18 protein-coding genes are annotated in these 16869 nt (G+C 70.4%); 10 read left to right on the top strand and 8 right to left on the bottom strand.

Annotated features, from left to right (window positions below; translation table 11 throughout):
* Nucleotides 1-91 precede the first annotated feature (91 nt).
* Both BJ998_RS02875 and BJ998_RS02870 read left to right on the top strand, forming a co-directional pair.
* The gene (locus tag BJ998_RS02875) at nt 92-724 is read left to right on the top strand and encodes a LysE family translocator (RefSeq protein ID WP_184858212.1); all 633 of its coding nucleotides are present in this window, start codon (nt 92-94) and stop codon (nt 722-724) included.
* Between the two features lie 75 nt (nt 725-799).
* A complete protein-coding gene (locus tag BJ998_RS02870; RefSeq protein WP_184858211.1) occupies nt 800-1447 on the top strand; it encodes a DUF998 domain-containing protein in 648 nt (215 codons plus the stop codon).
* On the opposite strand, the gene BJ998_RS02865 is transcribed toward BJ998_RS02870, so the two are convergent.
* The 5 genes from BJ998_RS02865 to BJ998_RS02845 form a co-directional block, all read right to left on the bottom strand.
* Nucleotides 1418-2395 carry an acetylxylan esterase gene (locus BJ998_RS02865; RefSeq protein WP_184858210.1) on the bottom strand — a complete coding sequence of 326 codons (978 nt, stop codon included), beginning with the start codon at nt 2393-2395 and terminating at the stop codon, nt 1418-1420. The genes BJ998_RS02870 and BJ998_RS02865 overlap by 30 nt on opposite strands.
* Before the next feature lie 9 nt (nt 2396-2404).
* Nucleotides 2405-3091, bottom strand: coding sequence for a RibD family protein (locus BJ998_RS02860; protein ID WP_184858209.1), 687 nt, complete (start codon nt 3089-3091; stop codon nt 2405-2407).
* Between the two features lie 5 nt (nt 3092-3096).
* On the bottom strand, nt 3097-3726 hold the full coding sequence (locus BJ998_RS02855; RefSeq protein WP_184858207.1) for a GTP cyclohydrolase II: 630 nt from the start codon (nt 3724-3726) through the stop codon (nt 3097-3099).
* A 189-nt stretch (nt 3727-3915) separates the two neighbouring features.
* Entirely contained in the window at nt 3916-4323 is a 408-nt protein-coding gene (locus BJ998_RS02850) for a TetR/AcrR family transcriptional regulator C-terminal domain-containing protein (RefSeq protein WP_184858205.1), read from the bottom strand.
* Between the two features lie 262 nt (nt 4324-4585).
* On the bottom strand, nt 4586-5179 hold the full coding sequence (locus tag BJ998_RS02845) for a TetR/AcrR family transcriptional regulator (RefSeq protein ID WP_312889886.1): 594 nt from the start codon (nt 5177-5179) through the stop codon (nt 4586-4588).
* Nucleotides 5180-5312: 133 nt separating this feature from the next.
* Between BJ998_RS02845 and BJ998_RS02840 the strand changes: the two genes are divergently transcribed.
* The 3 genes from BJ998_RS02840 to BJ998_RS02830 are packed head-to-tail and all read left to right on the top strand — an operon-like array spanning nt 5313 to nt 8070.
* A complete protein-coding gene (locus tag BJ998_RS02840; protein WP_184858203.1) occupies nt 5313-6521 on the top strand; it encodes a lipase family protein in 1209 nt (402 codons plus the stop codon).
* 18 nt (nt 6522-6539) lie between these two features.
* Nucleotides 6540-7199: an alpha/beta fold hydrolase gene (locus BJ998_RS02835; RefSeq protein WP_184858201.1), complete on the top strand. Its 660-nt coding sequence runs from the start codon at nt 6540-6542 to the stop codon at nt 7197-7199.
* Nucleotides 7200-7242: 43 nt separating this feature from the next.
* Nucleotides 7243-8070 (top strand): DUF4436 family protein, encoded by an 828-nt coding sequence (locus BJ998_RS02830; RefSeq protein ID WP_184858199.1) that lies wholly within the window; start codon nt 7243-7245, stop codon nt 8068-8070.
* A 63-nt stretch (nt 8071-8133) separates the two neighbouring features.
* Here BJ998_RS02830 and BJ998_RS02825 read toward each other — a convergent pair whose 3' ends face one another.
* The gene (locus BJ998_RS02825; RefSeq protein WP_184858198.1) at nt 8134-8610 is read right to left on the bottom strand and encodes an Lrp/AsnC family transcriptional regulator; all 477 of its coding nucleotides are present in this window, start codon (nt 8608-8610) and stop codon (nt 8134-8136) included.
* A gap of 130 nt (nt 8611-8740) precedes the next feature.
* On the opposite strand from BJ998_RS02825, the gene BJ998_RS02820 reads away from it, so the two are divergent.
* Nucleotides 8741-11011, top strand: a complete 2271-nt coding sequence (locus BJ998_RS02820; RefSeq protein ID WP_184858196.1) for a transketolase-like TK C-terminal-containing protein — start codon at nt 8741-8743, stop codon at nt 11009-11011.
* On the opposite strand, the gene BJ998_RS02815 is transcribed toward BJ998_RS02820, so the two are convergent.
* Nucleotides 11004-11294: a DUF427 domain-containing protein gene (locus tag BJ998_RS02815; RefSeq protein ID WP_184858194.1), complete on the bottom strand. Its 291-nt coding sequence runs from the start codon at nt 11292-11294 to the stop codon at nt 11004-11006. The two genes, BJ998_RS02820 and BJ998_RS02815, sit on opposite strands and share 8 nt — an antisense overlap.
* Nucleotides 11295-11372: 78 nt before the next feature.
* On the opposite strand from BJ998_RS02815, the gene BJ998_RS02810 reads away from it, so the two are divergent.
* From BJ998_RS02810 to BJ998_RS02800, 3 genes are all read left to right on the top strand, one after another.
* A complete protein-coding gene (locus BJ998_RS02810; RefSeq protein ID WP_246488845.1) occupies nt 11373-12608 on the top strand; it encodes an MFS transporter in 1236 nt (411 codons plus the stop codon).
* 378 nt (nt 12609-12986) lie between these two features.
* The gene (locus BJ998_RS02805) at nt 12987-14444 is read left to right on the top strand and encodes an MFS transporter (RefSeq protein WP_221337853.1); all 1458 of its coding nucleotides are present in this window, start codon (nt 12987-12989) and stop codon (nt 14442-14444) included.
* A 25-nt stretch (nt 14445-14469) separates the two neighbouring features.
* Complete coding sequence (locus BJ998_RS02800) at nt 14470-15012, top strand: universal stress protein (RefSeq protein ID WP_184858191.1); 543 nt, start codon at nt 14470-14472, stop codon at nt 15010-15012.
* On the opposite strand, the gene BJ998_RS02795 is transcribed toward BJ998_RS02800, so the two are convergent.
* The gene (locus tag BJ998_RS02795; RefSeq protein ID WP_184858189.1) at nt 14987-15973 is read right to left on the bottom strand and encodes a DMT family transporter; all 987 of its coding nucleotides are present in this window, start codon (nt 15971-15973) and stop codon (nt 14987-14989) included. The two genes, BJ998_RS02800 and BJ998_RS02795, sit on opposite strands and share 26 nt — an antisense overlap.
* Before the next feature lie 62 nt (nt 15974-16035).
* Here BJ998_RS02795 and BJ998_RS02790 point away from each other — a divergent pair, with 62 nt between their 5' ends.
* Nucleotides 16036-16674, top strand: a complete 639-nt coding sequence (locus tag BJ998_RS02790) for a GntR family transcriptional regulator (protein ID WP_184858187.1) — start codon at nt 16036-16038, stop codon at nt 16672-16674.
* Nucleotides 16675-16869: the final 195 nt, after the last annotated feature.

The raw sequence follows: 16869 nt of genomic DNA, 5'->3' as shown, positions 1-16869 counted from the left end.
CCCCGGCGAGTCACGCTCTCGGACACACCGAATGCAGGTTTCGGGCAGAAATCCGGTTCGGCCCCGTCCACCCCGGAGCTACCCTGCGGTGATGCCGACCCTGTCCACCATCCTGCTCTTCGTCGCCGCCACCATGGCGCTGCTGGTGTTCCCCGGCCCGGCGGTCCTGTACATCGTCACCCGCTCCGTCTCGCAGGGCCGCGCGGCCGGCCTGGTCTCGGTGCTGGGCGTCCACACCGGCACGATCTTCTTCGTGCTGGCGACGTCGTTCGGGCTCTCGGCGCTGCTCGAAGCCTCCGAGACGGCGTTCCAGGTGGTGAAGTACCTGGGCGTGGCGTACCTGGTATGGCTGGGGGTGCAGAAGCTGTGGCTGTCCCGCGGCAACGAGGACGACGCCGCGGAACCGCCGAGGGCGTCGCTGCGGAGGATCTTCACGCAGGGAGTGATCGTCAACCTGCTCAACCCGAAGACGCTGATCTTCTTCGCCGCCTTCCTGCCGCAGTTCGTGGACCCGGCGCTGGGGTCGGTGACGTTCCAACTCGTCTTCTTCGGTGTCGGCTTCATCCTCCTCGGCATCGTCAGCGACGGGACGTACGCGCTGCTGTCGAGCGCGATCGCCGGCCGGCTGCGGAGGACGGCGAGGGCCCGACGCCGGTTGGACCGGTCCAGCGGCGTGGTGTACCTGCTGCTCGGGGCGTTCGCGGCGACGGTCCGCCAGGCCTGAGCCTCCCTCGATAGGGGGACGCCGGTTGCCGGCCCGACCGGGCCGGGTCAACCTCCCATCTGGGAGGGCCGTGACATGACGAGTGCCGAGAAGCGCGCAGCGGTCGGTGGATTCCTCTGGATCGTGGCGATGGTGCAGTACTTCGTCGCGCAGATCGCCGTCGCCGCCCACTGGCGAACGCCCTACAGCTGGCGGGACAACTACATCAGCGACCTGGGCAACACGGACTGCGGCGCTTTCCTGGCGACCTACGTCTGCTCGCCGCTGGCGGGCGTGATGAACGCGTCGTTCATCGTCGCCGGGCTGTTGACGGTCGCGGGCGTGGGGCTGCTGCGTTCGGTGTGGCCGGACACGAACACGGCCACGGTCGGTGTGCTGCTGTGGATTCTCGCCGGAGCGGGCAAGGTGCTGGTCGGGGTGGCGCCGGCGAACGAGAACCTCCCGCTGCACCAGATCGGCACGGTCAACCTGCCGCTGGGCAGCGTCGCGATCCTGTTGCTGGCACTGGCGACCCGGCACACGAGGATCGGCATGTTCGGCATCGTCGCGGCGGTGTTCGGGTTGCTCGGCACCGCCATGTCGATCTTCGCGCCGGAGCTGCTGGGGGTCGGCGGCGCCGAACGACTGGCCGGATATCCCGGTGACATCTGGCTTTTTGTCGTCGGCGCCGCCGCACTGCTGCCCAGGCGCGAATCAGCCGAGGTGCTCGCGGAGGTGTCGTAGCTGCCGCTCGATGTGCCCACGCGGCACGTCATGCACGCCGAACGGGGACACCGTGATCTCCTTGGGCGCCGTGATCTCGTTGTACGCGGCGTAAACCGTGGACGGCGGGCACACCATGTCCATCAGCCCCACGCTGAACAGGGTGGTGGCGGTGATGCGCCGGGCCAGCAGGGCGCAGTCCACGTACCGCAGGGTTTCCAGCGCCGCCGGCACCAGATCCACGTGCTGTGCGAGGAAGTCGCTGATCTCGGTGTACGGCGACTTCGGCGAGATCCGGATCGCCCGGTGGAAGTCGCACAGGAACGGGATGTCCGCGTGACACACCCGAACCCGGTCGCCCGACAGGGCCGCCGCCGCGATGGCCAGCCCGCCGCCCTGGCTCCCGCCGCTGACCGCGATCCGCGCCGGATCCACACCGTCCAGTTCGGACGCGACGTCGACGGCTCGCACCGCGTCCACGAAAAGCCTGGTGTAGTAGTACGTCTCCGGGCTGGCGATGCCCCGGCTCATCACGCCGGGAAACTCCGGGCCGGCCGGCGACCGCCCCGGGTCGCCGGTCGCGCCGATCGACCACCGGGCGCCCTGCCCGCGAGTGTCCATCACGAGCACGGCATAACCGGCGGCGGCCCACAGGGTGTGGTCCAGCGGCAGGCCACGCCCGCCGCCGTACCCGATGTACCGCACGACGATCGGCAACCGCTGGCCGTCCGAGCCGGCCGGCCGCAGGTACCAGCCCTTGATCCGGTCACCGCCGTCGCCGGAGAACTCGACGTCCCACACCGGCATCGGCCCGTACGCCAACTCCTCGTGCCGCACCAGCGAAACCGGCTCCGCCGACGCCCGCGCGCCGGCGATCCGGTCCGCCCACCACGCGTCCAGGCCGTCCGGCTCGGTCGCGGTCACCCTGTGCTCGGCCAGCTCCGGTTCCGAGAGGTCGAACAGGGGCATGTGTTCCTCCTACTGGCAACAGGTCAGGTCCTTCGGCGAGTATCGCAGCAGCACGACGTCGCCGACCTGGGTGCAGCCGAGGAGTTTCATCCGGGCGGTGGGGCCGCCCGGGTAGTTGGCGGGGCGCAGGAACCGCGGCGCGTCGGCCTGCCCGACCACCAGCGGCGCCACGGCGATGTGCAGCTCGTCGGCCAGGTTCAACGCCACCAGCTGGGTGTGGACGGTGCCGCCGCCCTCGACCATCAGCCGTTCGACGCCGCGTTCGCCCAGCCGCGCCAGCACGGTGTGCCAGTCGAACACCGGTCCGGTGCTGACGACCTCGGCCAGCGAACCCAGCCGGTCCCGCACCTTCTCGGCGGCGGAGTCCACCGTGAACACGAGCTTCTCGCCGCCGCAGCCCCACACGGCGAGCTCGGGATCGAGGTCGCCGGAGCCCGTGACGACCACCTTCATCGGGTGCGCGGGCAGGCCACGGGCCGACCGCTGGGCCCGCCGCTGCTCCGAGTGCACGATCAACCGCGGATTGTCACGGCGAATCGTGTTGGCGCCGACCAGAACCGCGTCGGCGTCCGCCCGGACCGCGTCGACCCGGTCGAAGTCCTCCGGACAGGACAGCAGGAGGCGCTTCACACCGGCGTCGTCGAGGTAGCCGTCGATGCTCACGGCCGCCGACAGCACGACATACGGCAGTTTCATGGGACTCAACTCACGAGACTGGACAGCGTGATGGTGTGTCCGGTGTGGTCCACCTTGGCCCGCAGGTAGCGCAGGTTGTTCTCGGTGGCGAACACGCCGGTCGGCACGCGGCGGCGTACCGAGACGCCGAGCCCGCGCAGCTGCTCGGCCTTGTCCGGGTTGTTCGAGAGCAGGTCGATCTTGCGCACGCCCAGGGCGGCCAGCATCTGCGCGGCGGCGGTGTAGTCGCGGCCGTCCTCGGGCAGGCCCAGCGCGGCGTTCGCGGCGTAGGTGTCCAGGCCGTTGTCCTGCAGCGCGTACGCGTCGAGCTTGTTGTACAGGCCGATGCCGCGACCCTCCTGGCGCAGGTAGAGCAGCACACCGCCGGCAACCGAGATACGCTCGACGGCCTCGCGCAGCTGGGGGCCGCAGTCGCAGCGGGCGGAGCCGAACACGTCGCCGGTCAGGCACTCGGAGTGCGGGCGGACCAGGGGCGTGCCCGTGGTCGGGTCGCCGAACACCAGGGCGACGTGCTCGAGACCGTCCGCCAGCCCGTGGAAGGTGACCGCGTCCGCGGTGACGGAGAAGCCGTCGGCGAAGCGGAGCGGGATGCGCACCCGGGTGCGGACGGTTGCCTCGGCCTCGCTCGTCGACATGGGGGACTCCGATCTGCCAGTGGCCGCGCTACGACCGACTTCATGTTCAAATTTCAACAACATCGCGGCGGCCCGGATGGTTTCCCGGCGGGATGTGACCTGTGTCGCATGTGCTACGCCCTGGTGAAGCATCGCCGAGCCTAACTCCTTCCCGTCTTCCCAAGGACACGATCACCGCGGCGTCCTGGTTCATCTCATGTTCGGGGAAATCGGTTGCGCGAGCGCGCGGGGGAACAGTTCCGGGCTGGTGCCGAAGGGGCTGCCGCCCATGTGTCGGGCCAGGTGGCGGGCGGTGGCTGCGATGTTCGAGTGGGTGTCGGTGACAGTTGACGGTAGTTCTCCCGCCAGGCGTTCCGGTCGGCCTCGGCGGGCCGCGGGCGTCAGCGACTGGGCCGCCACGTCGAGCGCCGAGTGACCGAGAGCCAGGTCGATGAACGAGTGGTAGCAGCGGACGGCGTCGGCGTCGTCGAAGCCCGCTCCTCGGAAAACGGACAGAATCAGCTCGACGGCGCGGGCCTCGTTAGGTCGTCGCGTGACGCCGGCGGCCAGTGGGGCGCCCCTGGGACGGGTGAGATCGGTCCGGTAGATCCGGACCACCGGCTCACGGAGCGTGGCCAGCCGGTCCGGACATGGTGCATGCCGAGCCGCTGCCGTTCCCGCCGGAACCCTTGCGGTACACCGGAATCCAGCTCACCCGCTCGAGCTCGGCATCAACCTCGCCACCCCGGTCGTCAGCTTCGACCTCCTCCGCTGGGCCTGGCGGCGGCAGGCGGTTCTGTTGGCGTGGTGAGTCGTTCCGCGACCGGTCTGGCGTCGATCGGCGATTTGCTGGCGTGGTAAGCCCTTCGGCCCCCCGAGGTCAGCGCAGGATGGCGGCGAGCATGATGGCGCGGATCTCGGCGGCGATGTCGGCGACGGGCCACGGGGGTTGGTGTGCCTGCCATTCGCGGAGCAGGCCGGTGATGGCACCGACCAGGCCGATGGCGGTGAGCCGGTAGTCCCGGTCGGGGGCGACGCCGTGGGCGGCGGCGTGCCGGGCCTCGGCCTCGATGAAGTCGGCCCAGCGGGTGACCCACTCCTGGTGCTGCCGCTCCAGCTCCTCGCTGACGCCGACGGCCTCGACGTAGTTCAGCCGCGGCAGCCGGGGATCGGCGGTGACGCTGGCGACGAAGGCGTCGAGCAGCACGGAGATCCGGGTGACGACGTCCTCTGACGCCAAGGTCTGCAGGGCGGCGCTGACCCGGTCCAGGGCGGCGGAGTTGATCAGGTCGTGCAGGGTGAGCAGCACCTGCTCCTTGCCGGTGAACTCCTCGTAGAAGTTGCGGGTGGACACGCCGGCCTCGGCGCAGATCTGGACGATCTTGGTCTGCCGGTAGCCGACGGTGGTGAACAAGCCGAGGGCGGCCTGCAGCAGCCGCTGCCGGCGCTCGGCCCGGCGCTGCTCGGAGGCCACTCCCGCGTACGCGCGTCTGGCGATGACCGACTCCTCACCCGCGTGACAAAAACTGGTAATCGGGATTGCCAGATTACCCGAGCGGCCCCTACCTTGTGAAAATCCTGATTACCACTTCAGCTCGGAGGCAACGATGCTTCGCCGAGTGCTCGTGCCGCTGCTCGCCCTGTGCACGGCCCTGCTGGCGGTTCCGGCCGTCGCCCAGGCCGATGCCCGCCCGCCGGCGCCCGCCCAGGACCCCTTCTACACGCCGCCGTCGCCGCTGCCCGGCCAGCCCGGCGACCTGATCCGCCAGCGTCAGGTCGACTGGTACCCGGAGCCGTTCCGCGTGTTCCAGGCCCCGGTCCACACCTGGCTGGTGCTCTACCGCTCCACCTCCGCCACCGGCGCGCCCAACGCCGTGTCCGGCATGGTCCTGGTGCCGCCGATCCCGTGGACGGGCCCCGGCCCGCGTCCGGTCATCGCGTACGCGATGGGCACGCAAGGTCTCGGCGACGACTGCGCGCCGTCCTATCACCTGCGCACCGGCACCGAAGTGGAGATCGCCTTCCTCGCGCAGGCGATGCTCAAGGGCTACGCCGTCGCGCTCACCGACTACGAGGGGCTGGGCACGCCGGGCACGCACACCTACGCCGTCTCCCGGTCCGAGGGCCACGCGCTGCTCGACGTCGCCCGCGCGGCGAGCAAGGTCGATGGTGCCGGCATCAGCCCGACGGCACCGGTCGGTGTGTTCGGCTACTCGCAGGGCGGCCAGGCCGCCGCGGCCGCGGGTGAACTGCAGCCGACCTACGCCCCTGACGTGCACGTTGTCGGCATCGCCGAGGGCGGCGTCCCCGCCGACCTGAACGAGGTCGCCGCCTACAACGACGGCAACATCGGCTTCAGTCTCGTCGCCGGTGCCGCGGTCGGCTACGCGGCGGCTTACCCCGAGCTGCCGTTCGCGGACGTGCTCAACGCCAAGGGCCACGAGGTCGTGCAGAAGGTCGAGAACTCCTGCGTCGTCGAACTCGCGCTCGCCGACCCGTTCGACCGCCTCGACAACCTGACCACCGTGCCGGGCATGATCAAGGATCCGCGCTGGCAGGCCCGGCTCGCCGAGAACACCCTCGGCACGCACAAGCCGTCCGCCCCGGTGCTGCTCTATCACGGCACGGCCGACGAGCTGATTCCGTTCCACGTCGGCCAGGAGCTCCGCGAGCGCCTCTGCGCCCTCGGTGCTTCCGTGCAGTGGCAACCCGTTCCGCTCGCCGGCCACATCGTCGCGATCAGCACCTACGGCACCGCCGCGCTGAACTGGCTCGGCGACCGCTTCGCCGGCAAGGCCCCCACGCCGAACTGCTGACCGTGATAGTCAGGGCGGGTGGATCTGTTCACTCGCACCTGGGGTTCGCCCGCCGCGCCGGCAATGGTCCTGTTGCACGGTGCGTCGGCGAACGGAAGCACCTGGCGGGAGTTCGCCGCAAGCTTCGCTGACCGCTGGCACGTTGTCGCGCCAGATCAGCGTGGTCACGGCCGGAGTCCGCGTGCCGACGACTACTCCTTCGACCTGTTCGCCGATGACCTGCACGGCCTGCTCGACGCGTTCGGTGTCGAGCGGGCCGTGCTCGTCGGGCATTCCATGGGCGGCGTCGCCGCCTACCGTTACGCCGAGAAGCATCCGACGCGGGTGGCCGCGATGGTGTTGGAGGAGGCACCCCCGCCGGTTCCGCTGGGCTTGCGGCTGCCGCCGCGGCCCGAGGGCGAGTTGGACTACGACTGGGAGCTGCGGCCACGGATCATCGCCGAGCTGAACGACCCGGGGCCCGACTGGCCGCGCCGGCTGGCCGGGATCACCACACCGACGCTCGTCGTCGCCGGCGGCGAGCGAAGTCATCTCCCGCAGCACGAGATCGCCGCCATGGCGGAGTTGATGCCGGCCGCCACGCTCGTGACGATCGACGCCGGCCATCTCGTGCACGAGACCCGGTCGGACGAGTTCGCCGCCGTCGTCGCGGAGTTCCTGGGCGACACCAACAGGTGAATCGCCGTGCCGCCGCCCGCCGTCTCGCCTAGCGTGACGGCGGGTGAGGAAGGTTCGGATCGTCGCGGTCGGGGTGGTGATCGCGGTGTTGGCGGCCGGCGGCATCGTCGGGTTCCAGATCGACACCGGCAGTCGCAAGATCGACTACGTCGTCGGCAGCGAGGACGGCAACCGGGTCGAGCTGGACGTGACGCTGCAACGGGTGGACGTCACGGCCCGGGAGCTGGACCTGCGGATCATCCCGGTGCTGCACGGGGCCCTCGCGGACGGCGCCGACGACATTCCCGCCAAGGACATCGAAGTCGAAACCTCGTCGCTGACCAGTGGGGTGCTGCGGTTCAAGGCACACGACCGCGTCTCGCTGCAGGACGTGCGGATGGGCGTCGACGACGGCCTGGTGTCCTCCTACCCGTTCGACAGCTACGCGGCCGGGATCGGCTTCTACGTCACGGCAGGCGACCAGGATGTGCCGCTGTCGCTGCGGTTCCGCGGCTACGACGCGCTGTTCACGGCCAAGGCGGACGACGCCGAGTGGCGCACCGGTCTGCTGAAGGCGAACGTCGTCGCCGGCCGGTCGTTCAGCTCGTCGGTGCTGGCCTGGTTCCTGATGATCGCGATGTGGGCGCTCGCGCTGGCGGTGCTCGGCGCGGCGCTGACCATCGTGTCGAAGCGGATGGGCCTGGTGTGGCCGGCGATGGGCTGGATGGCGGCCACCCTGTTCGCGCTGGTCGGCTTCCGCAACGCCGCGCCCGGCTCGCCGCCGATCGGCGGTCTGATCGACTACGGCGCGTTCTTCTGGGCCGAGCTGCTCACCACCGTGTCGTTGGTTTACGTGGTGGTGCACGGAATCCGGCAGGCGCGGGCCGACTGACGCGTCGGCGGCACGCTGTTGAGGTCGAGTCCCTGCTTGATCCGGACGCCGCCTGGGCCGTGGTCAACGCGAACGCCGGTCGAGCAGCGGACTGATCCGGTAGCTCACGAGCTCCCGCATCACCAGCGCGGTGCTGGTCCGCTCCACCCCGGGAATCGCGAGCATCAGGCCGGCGATGCGGTACAGGTCGTCGCCGTCCTGGGCGACGACGTGCACGAACAGATCGGGCTGGCCGCTGATGCCGTGCACCTGCAGCACCTCGGGCACGTCCGCCAGCGCGGCGGCGACCTCGTCGAGTCGCTGCTGGGTCACGACCATCATCACGAACGCCGTCAGCGGATAGCCCAGGGCACGGGGCGGAATGCGGCGTTCGAAGGTGTCCAGCACGCCGGGCTGTTCGAGCCGGAGCAGCCGCGCCTGCACGGTGTTGCGGGACAGCCCGGTCTGCTCGGCCAACGCCACCGCGGTGGCCCGGGGCTGCTCGGCCAGCGCGTGCAGCAGGCGCAGGTCGGTCTGGTCGAAGCGGTCGTCGTTGCGCACTCTGCTCGCTTTCGCCGGTCCGCTCGGGGGCGGGTTTGTGCGATCTGCTCAATCTGCGGCATCCACATTGTGCGTCGTGAGCGCCGATGCTGTCATTTCAGCACGTTGTGCACGTGCGGAGGGTGGCGAGATGACCAGGCAGAGCCCGGCGGCGCTGGCGGTGCTGACCGAGATCGAACGGCGCGTGCTGTGGCTGTCCACGGCCGTGATCCACCACGCGAACCTCGTGCGCCCCAACACCTCCGGCCTCAAGGTGGGCGGACATCAGGCATCCAGCGCCTCAATGGTGTCGATCATGACGTCGCTGTGGTTCCGGCACCTCCGCCCGGAGGACCGGGTCTCGGTCAAGCCGCACGCCTCGCCGGTGCTGCACGCGATCAACTACCTGCTCGGCGAGCTGGACGAGTCCTATCTGACGACGCTGCGCGCCTTCGGTGGCCTGCAGAGCTACCCGAGCCGGTCCAAGGACCCGGACCCGGTGGACTACTCGACGGGCTCGGTCGGCATCGGCGCGACCGCCCCGATCTGGGGCGCCATCGCCCGTCGCTACGTGGGAGCGGGCAGTGGCCGCCAGTACTCGCTGCTCGGCGACGCGGAGCTGGACGAGGGCGCGGTCTGGGAGGCGGTGCTCGACCCGTCGGTCGCCGAACTCGGCGAGATCGTCTGGATCGTCGACCTGAACCGGCAGTCGCTGGACCGGGTCGTGCCGCAGATGGCCGCGGACCGGCTGCGCGACATGTTCGCCGGCGCCGGCTGGCAGGTGATCACCCTCAAGTACGGGAACCTGCTGGAGGAACTGTTCGCCCGCCCCGGCGGCCCGGCCCTGCGCGACCGCATCGACAAGATGCCCAACCCCGAGTACCAGCGCCTGCTCCGCTGTGACGCCGCGCAGCTGCGGGAGCGCCTGCCCGCGGGCGATCCGGACGTCGCCGACCTGCTGTCCGATGTGGACGACGGGACGCTGCTGGCGGCGATCCGCAACCTCGGCGGCCACGACCTGGCCGCGCTGGACGGCGCGTTCGAGCAGATCGACGACACCCGACCGACGGTGATCTTCGCGTACACCGTGAAGGGCAACGGGCTGCCGACGCAGGGCCACCCGCAGAACCACTCGTCCCTGCTGACCCCGGAGCAGTTCGCGGAGCTCGCGCAGCGTCTCGGCACGGACGTCGACCGGCCCTGGCAGCCGTTCCCGGCCGGCTCGGACGCGGCCATGATGTGCTCGGAGACGGCGAACAGGTTGCGGCGCAACGACGTCAAGATGACCGAGCCGCCGGAGATCCCGCTCGATCTCGGCCGCACGCAGAACGGCACGACCACAACGCAAGCGGCGCTCGGCCGCGCACTGCTGGATCTGACCCGCCGCGCCCCGGAAGCGGCCAGACGCGTGGTCACGGTCAGCCCGGACGTCAGCTCCAGCACCAATCTCGGCGGCTGGGTGAACAAGGTCGGCGTGTGGTCCCCGCGCGAACGCGTCGACTGGTTCGCCGACGACGCCGACACGATCCTGCACTGGCGGGAAAGCCCCGGCGGACAACACATCGAGCTCGGCATCGCGGAGACCAACCTGGTCGGCCTGATCGGCGAGCTCGGCGCGACGTGGAGCCGCTGGGGCGAGCCGCTGCTGCCGATCGGCGTCCTCTACGACCCGTTCGTCTCCCGCGCCCTGGAACCGTGGTCCTTCGGCATCTACGCCGGCGGACAGTCCATTCTGGTCGGCACACCGTCCGGGGTCACGCTGGCCCCGGAGGGCGGTGCGCACCAGTCCATCACCACTCCGTCGATCGGCCTGGAACAGCCCGGCTGCATCACGTACGAGCCGGCGTTCGCGATCGACGCCGAGTGGACCCTGTTGGCCAGCCTGGCCAAACTCGGCAAGCCGGACGGAACCTCGGCCTACCTGAGGCTGTCCACCCGCCCGGTGGACCAGACGTTGGCGGACGTGCCGACGGACCTGGCCGCCCGCGAACGCCGCCGCCGGCAGGTCGTGGCCGGCGCGTACTCCTTGCGGCGCAAGGAGAATCCGACGATCACGATCGCCGCGATGGGCGCGGTGGTGCCGGAGGCGCTGCAGGCCGCCGAGCGATTGGAGCAGGTCGGCATCGAGGCGGATGTGGTCTGCGTGACCAGTCCGGGCCTGCTCTTCCAGGCGCAGCAGGCGAAGCGGGGTCTCGCCGACGCCCCGTCCTGGATCCTGGACCAGGTGCTGCGCCCGACGCCGCTGGTGACCGTTCTGGACGGTCATCCGCACACGCTTGCTTTCCTGGCCACCGTCAACCGGGTGCCGTCGGCCTCGCTCGGCGTCACCAAGTTCGGCCAGGCCGGCTCGCTGGAGGACGTCTACCGCTACCACGGCCTCGACGCCGACAGCATCGTGCGCGCGGCGCTCGACCTCAGCTGACCTCGACGTAGCGTCGGTCGAACGCGACGTAGCCGCCGAAGTCCTTGCCCACCCGGGTGACCGCGGACGACGGCGGTTGCGGGTAGCTCCAGGCGGCGTCGGACTGGCCGGCGACGTCGTGGTACTGGGCCACGCCCTTCCACGGGCAAGTGTACGGCGTCGCGCTGTCGTCGAGCGCACCGTCCGCGATGGACGACGGCGGGAAGTACCAGTTGCCCTCGATGGAGACCAGCTCGGACTCGGGCGCCTCGGCCACGACGCGGCCGTTGATCGTTGCCTTCATACCTCGGTCAACCGCGCCCCGGCCTGGGTAATTCCGTCGTGTGCCGCTCGGGTCGTCGATACGCTCGGCCCGGTGACCATGCCCCGGCGCCTGCTGGTAGATGCCGCCCCACTGCGCACCTCCCCGGCGTTCCGGCGTTACTGGATCGGTTCCGGGCTGTCGGCCATCGGCACCCAGATGACCCTGTTCGCCGTCACCTACCAGGTCTTCACCCTGACCGGCAGCTCGCTCGCGGTCGGCGCCGTCGGGCTGTGCTCCGCGGTCCCGGCGATCGCCCTCGGCATGCTCGCCGGCAGCATCGGCGACGCCGTGGACCGCCGCAAGCTGGTGCTGGTCACCAGCGCCGTGCTCGCCGTCGTCTCCGGCCTGTTCGCCGTGCAGGCGTTCCTCGACCTACGCCAGCTCTGGCTGCTGTACGTGCTCACGGTGGTCGAGGCGCTGGTCGTGTCGATCAACGTGCCGGCCCGCCGGACGTTCACGCCGCGCCTGCTGCCGGCCGCCCTGCTGCCGGCCGGCGCCGCGCTGAACATGATGACCATGCACCTCAGCAACACCGTCGGCCCGCTGCTGGCGGGCCTGGTCGCGGCGGTCGGGGGCCTCAAGGCGTGCTACCTGATCGACGCGATCAGCTTCGGCGCCGCGCTGTACGGCGTGTTCCGGCTGCCGCCGATGCCGCCCGAGGGCACGCTGGCCAAGCCCGGGATGAAGGCGGTCGTGGCCGCCGTCGGCTTCATCGGGGGCTCGTCGGTGCTGACCGGTGCGGTGCTGGCCGACCTGTTCGCGATGGTCCTCGGTGCGCCGTTCGCCCTGTTCCCGGCCGTCAACGCGGCGTTGTTCGGCGGCGGCCCGGAGACCCTGGGCCTGCTCAACGCCGCACCGGCGATCGGCGGCGTTCTCGGCTCGGCGCTGTCCGGCCCGGTCGGACACGTGTCGCGGCAGGGCCGCGCGATGCTGCTCGCCGGCGTCGGCTGGGCGGTCACGCTCATCGGCTTCGGTGTGTCGACCGCGCTCTGGCTGTCGGTCGCGCTGCTGGTCGTCGGGGGAGCGTGCGACGTGATCAGCGTCGTGTTCCGGACCACCATGCTTCAGGTGGCCACGCCCGACCGGTACCGCAGCCGAATCGGCGCGGCCGAGTACGTCGTCGGCTTCGGCGGCTCGCAGCTGGGCAACTTCCGCGCCGGCGCGATCGCTTCGCTCACCACACCCGGCCTCAGCGCCGTGATCGGCGGGTTGTCCACCATCGCCGGCGCGGTCCTGTTGTGGCGAAAGCTCCCCGGTTTCGCCGCGTACCGGGCCCCATCGGCCGACGAGTGAACACGGCGTGGCGGTCGCTGCCAGCGGGGGCCGGAGTCGCGGCGCGGTCGACGTCGTGTCCGTCCGGGACGGTCACGTGGCCGCCGCCGACGCATTCCTCGATCCGGCAGTACACCACCGATTCGGCCTGCCCGTGGCGTTTCAGGCAACAACACCGTGACAATTGTCCCGACCAGGTTTGAAACCCTCGCGTGCGCGCGGGGTGAGCGCCCGCGCCGGCAGCGTGACCTGGGCCGAGAACTGTGACCATGCCGGACTTTCACGCCTCTTACCGGTTGCGGACCGCCGGTTTTGGCGGTAGATCTCTAACCTGCTCGTAACCCGCCGGCCACATGTGCGCGAACGTTTCGGCAACGCACGCGACATCGGGAGAATTCCATGACAGCTGCCAGTCCCGCCGGCACGGCGACCCCCCAGGTGAGCCTCGTTCCCGCCCGAATGGACCGGCTGCCCTGGACCCGGTTCCACTGGTCGATCGTGATCGGCCTGGGCGTGTCCTGGATCCTGGACGGCCTCGAGATCCAGATCGTCTCCGCCGCCGGCTACCAGCAGACGCTGCACATGAGCTCGGTCGAGGTCGGCTTCACCGGCACCATCTACCTGATCGGGCAGGTGGTCGGCGCGCTGTACTTCGGCCGGCTCACCGACAAGATCGGCCGGAAACGGCTGTTCATCCTGACCCTGGCGATCTACCTGGTGGCCAGCGGCATCGCCGGCTTCTCGTTCAGCGTCTGGTTCCTCTACATCTTCCGGTTCATCGCCGGCCTGGGCATCGGCGGCGAGTACACGGCGATCAACTCCGCCATCGACGAGCTGATCCCGTCCCGCTACCGGGGCCGCGTCGACATCGCCGTCAACGGCACGTACTGGGGCGGCGCGATGATCGGCGCCACCGCCAACCTGTTCCTGCTCAACCCGAGCTTCCTGCCGGTGGACTGGGGCTGGCGGATCGGCTTCTTCATCGGCCCGGTGCTCGGTCTGATCATCATCTACCTGCGCCGGCACATCCCGGAGAGCCCGCGGTGGCTGATGACGCACGGCCGGCTGGCCGAGGCGGAGAAGACCGTCGACGAGATCGAGGCCGGGGTGCAGCGGGAGGGCGTGACGCTGACGCCCGTGCCGCCGGAGAAGGCGATGTCGATCGTGGAGGCGCCGCGGCTGGGCTTCCGCACCGTGTCCGCGATCTTCCTGAAGAAGTACCCGAAGCGGTCCTTCCTCGGCTTCTCGATGATGGTCACGCAGTCGTTCCTGTACAACGCCATCTTCTTCACGTATGCGTTGGTGCTGCACAACTTCTACCACATCAGTGACAGCGACACGTCCTGGTACTTCTTCCCGTTCGCGGTGGGGAACCTGCTGGGGCCGCTCATTCTCGGACCGTTCTTCGACACCGTCGGTCGGCGCAAGATGATCCTCGGCACCTACGGCTTCGCCGGCATCGTGCTCGCGGTCTCGGCGGCCCTGTTCAGCGCCGGCTCGCTGACCGCGACCACCCAGACGATCTTCTGGTGCGTGTCGTTCTTCTTCGCCTCCGCGGGCGCATCGTCGGCGTACCTGACGGTGAGCGAGATCTTCCCGCTGGAGCTGCGGGGGCAGGCGATCTCGTACTTCTTCGCCATCGGCCAGGTCGCCGGCGCCATCGCGCCCACGGTGTTCGGCGCGCTGGTCGGCGAGGGCACCGAGCGCGGGCCGCTGACCATCGGCTACTACTTCGGCGCCGGGATCATGATCCTGGGCGGGCTGATCGCCTGGTTCTTCGGCGTCAACGCCGAGGGGCAGTCGCTGGAGGACGTGGCCGATCCGCTGTCCAAGGCGCCGGCGCAGGAAGCCCGCTAGGATCCGCGACGACGAGGAGGTAGCCGTGGCTGATTTCATCGTCGTGGGCGTGAGTGTCCGCAGTGGATCGCCGACCGCGCTGCGGTGGGCGGCCGACGAGGCGCGGCGCCGGCGGTGCGGGTTGGTCGCCGTCCGCGCCTGGCGGGCTCCTCGCCCGCCGAGCGCGCCCGGTGTACACCCGCCGGCCGTCAGCCGGGACGTGGACGCGGTGTTCGCCGAGGGCGAGGAGAAGCTGCGTGCCGACGTGGCCGCCGCCTTGGGCGAGGACGCCAAGGTGGAGTGCCGGCTGGTGAAGGGGACGCCCGTTTCGGTGCTGCTGAAGGAAAGCGAGGGCGCGTTGATGCTCGTGCTCGACGCTCCCCGGCGCACCGACCTGAAGGCGAACACTTTACTGGCGCACCGGTTGATGTACCACGTCGGTTGTCCCGTGGTGGTCATGCCGCCCGCGCTGACGCTGCCCGGCCCCGGTCGGGCGGCACGCATCGGCAAGGAGGTCGGGACCCGGATCGCCAAGGCCGCCGCGTCGGCCGGGCGGCCCGGGATCAGGATCCCGCCGCAGCCGAACTGAGTTCTGGTTCCGCCGTCGACCGGCTGGTGCGGCCGGTGATCGTGATCGCTACGCCGATCAGCACGATCCCCGCCCACTGGCCGGTCGACAACGTCTCGTGCAGCAACAGCGCCGCGATCACCGCCGCGGCCGCCGGCTCCAGCAGCGTGATCGTCACCGCTGCCGCCGCGCCGATGTGCCTGATGCCCCGGGCGAACAGCCAGTACGACATCCCCGTCGTCACCACGCCCAGGTAGGCGATTCCGGCGATCCCCTGTGGTGTCAGGAGTTTCGCCGTCGCCGTGCCGATGATCACCGGCGTCATCAGCACCGCCCCGAGCGCGAAGATCCCCGTCAGCGCCGTCGCGTCATCGTGCCTCTGGGTCAATTCCTGGATGGATACGGCCTGCAGGCTGAAAAAGGCCGCCGCCAGGACCGAGAGTCCCAGCCCCGCAAGGGAGAACGTGACGCTGGTGGTTGCGAAGGCCAGCAGGCACAGCCCGCCCACCGCCACTGCCGTGCCCACGATCCAGCCTGCGTTTGGTTGACGGCGGTCCCTGATCGCCGTCCACAACCCCGTGAACACGGGGGAGAGGCCGATGCCCACGGCGGTGCTCACGGCAACACCCGCGCTGGTGATCGCCCCGAAGTAGGCGATCTGGAAGCCGGCGATGCCGACCGCCCCGCCCGCGAGGGGGCGGAGGTCCGTACGGCTCCATGGCGCGACCCGGCCCGCTCCGCTCTGCGCCGGCTGCCCGCCGGCCGCCGGTGGACCGGCGTCCACGGCCCGACCTCCTCGCGCCATTCCCCGCAGCGGCCGGCCTTTCGCCACCGCCAGCAGCACCAGCGCGCCGATCGCCAGCCGGATGCCGCCCGCCGCGATCCGGTCGCCGGTGCCGAACAGCGCCGCGACCGGGCCGAGCGTGCCCCACAACAGTGCGCCCGCGGCCGCGCTGGCCGCCGCCTGCCCGCTTCTCGTCACCCGCTGACGGTAATACGGTATGACCGTCATACACAACGGTCTGACCGCTATACTCACGCGGTGTGACGGCGCTTCAGACGACCAGCACTCGGGACGCCCTGGTCGCCGAGGTTCGCAGGCTCATCCTGAGCGGCGAGCTGCCGCCCGGCGCGAGCCTCACCGAGACGATGCTGGCCTCGCGCTTCGGCGTCGCCCGGCCCACCATCCGCTCCGCGCTGCAGGAGCTGGTCGCCCGCAACCTCGCCCAGCGCGCCAACGGCCGGTCGCTCGTCGTGCCCGTGCTCACCGAGGCCGACGTCCAGGACCTCTTCTTCGTCCGGACCCCGCTCGAGCTGGAGGCCGTCCGCGTCATCGTCGAGTCCGGCGCCTGCCTCGACCGCCCCGAGCGCATCCTCGCCAAGATGGACGCCCTGGCCCCCGACGCCAGCTGGGCCGACCGCGTCGAGATCCACACCGAGTTCCACATCGCCCTCGTGGAACTCGCCGGCAGCCCCCGCCTCAACCGCGTGTACCCGGCGCTCCAGGAGGAGATGCAGCTCTGCCTGGCCCAGCTGCACACGTTCTATCCCGGTGGTGACAATCTGGCGACCGAACACCGCCGCCTCCTCACCGCCATTGCCACCGGCGACGTCGCCATCGCCCAGGCCGAGATGCGCGAGCACCTCGCCGCCGCCGTCCGCAACCTCGCCGCCCGCCGCTGAATCCGGCGACCCTCCGCCCCGACTCCGAACCCGGCCCCCCGCCCCTGATCCTCAGCTCCGGCGCCGTGGTGTCACGCCGTCCTCCTATAATTCGGTTGCCTGCCGCGCGCCGGTTCTGCTCAACTCCTGGCGTAGCCGAGCGAGGAGTTGAGATGCGAGCAGCTGTCATGTTCACCGCAGATGGAAATCGCCCCC

The sequence above is a fragment of the Kutzneria kofuensis genome (assembly GCF_014203355.1).
Classification (GTDB): domain Bacteria; phylum Actinomycetota; class Actinomycetes; order Mycobacteriales; family Pseudonocardiaceae; genus Kutzneria; species Kutzneria kofuensis.
Note: the sequence above shows the minus strand (reverse complement) of the source record. Positions and strands in the feature narration are given on the sequence as shown.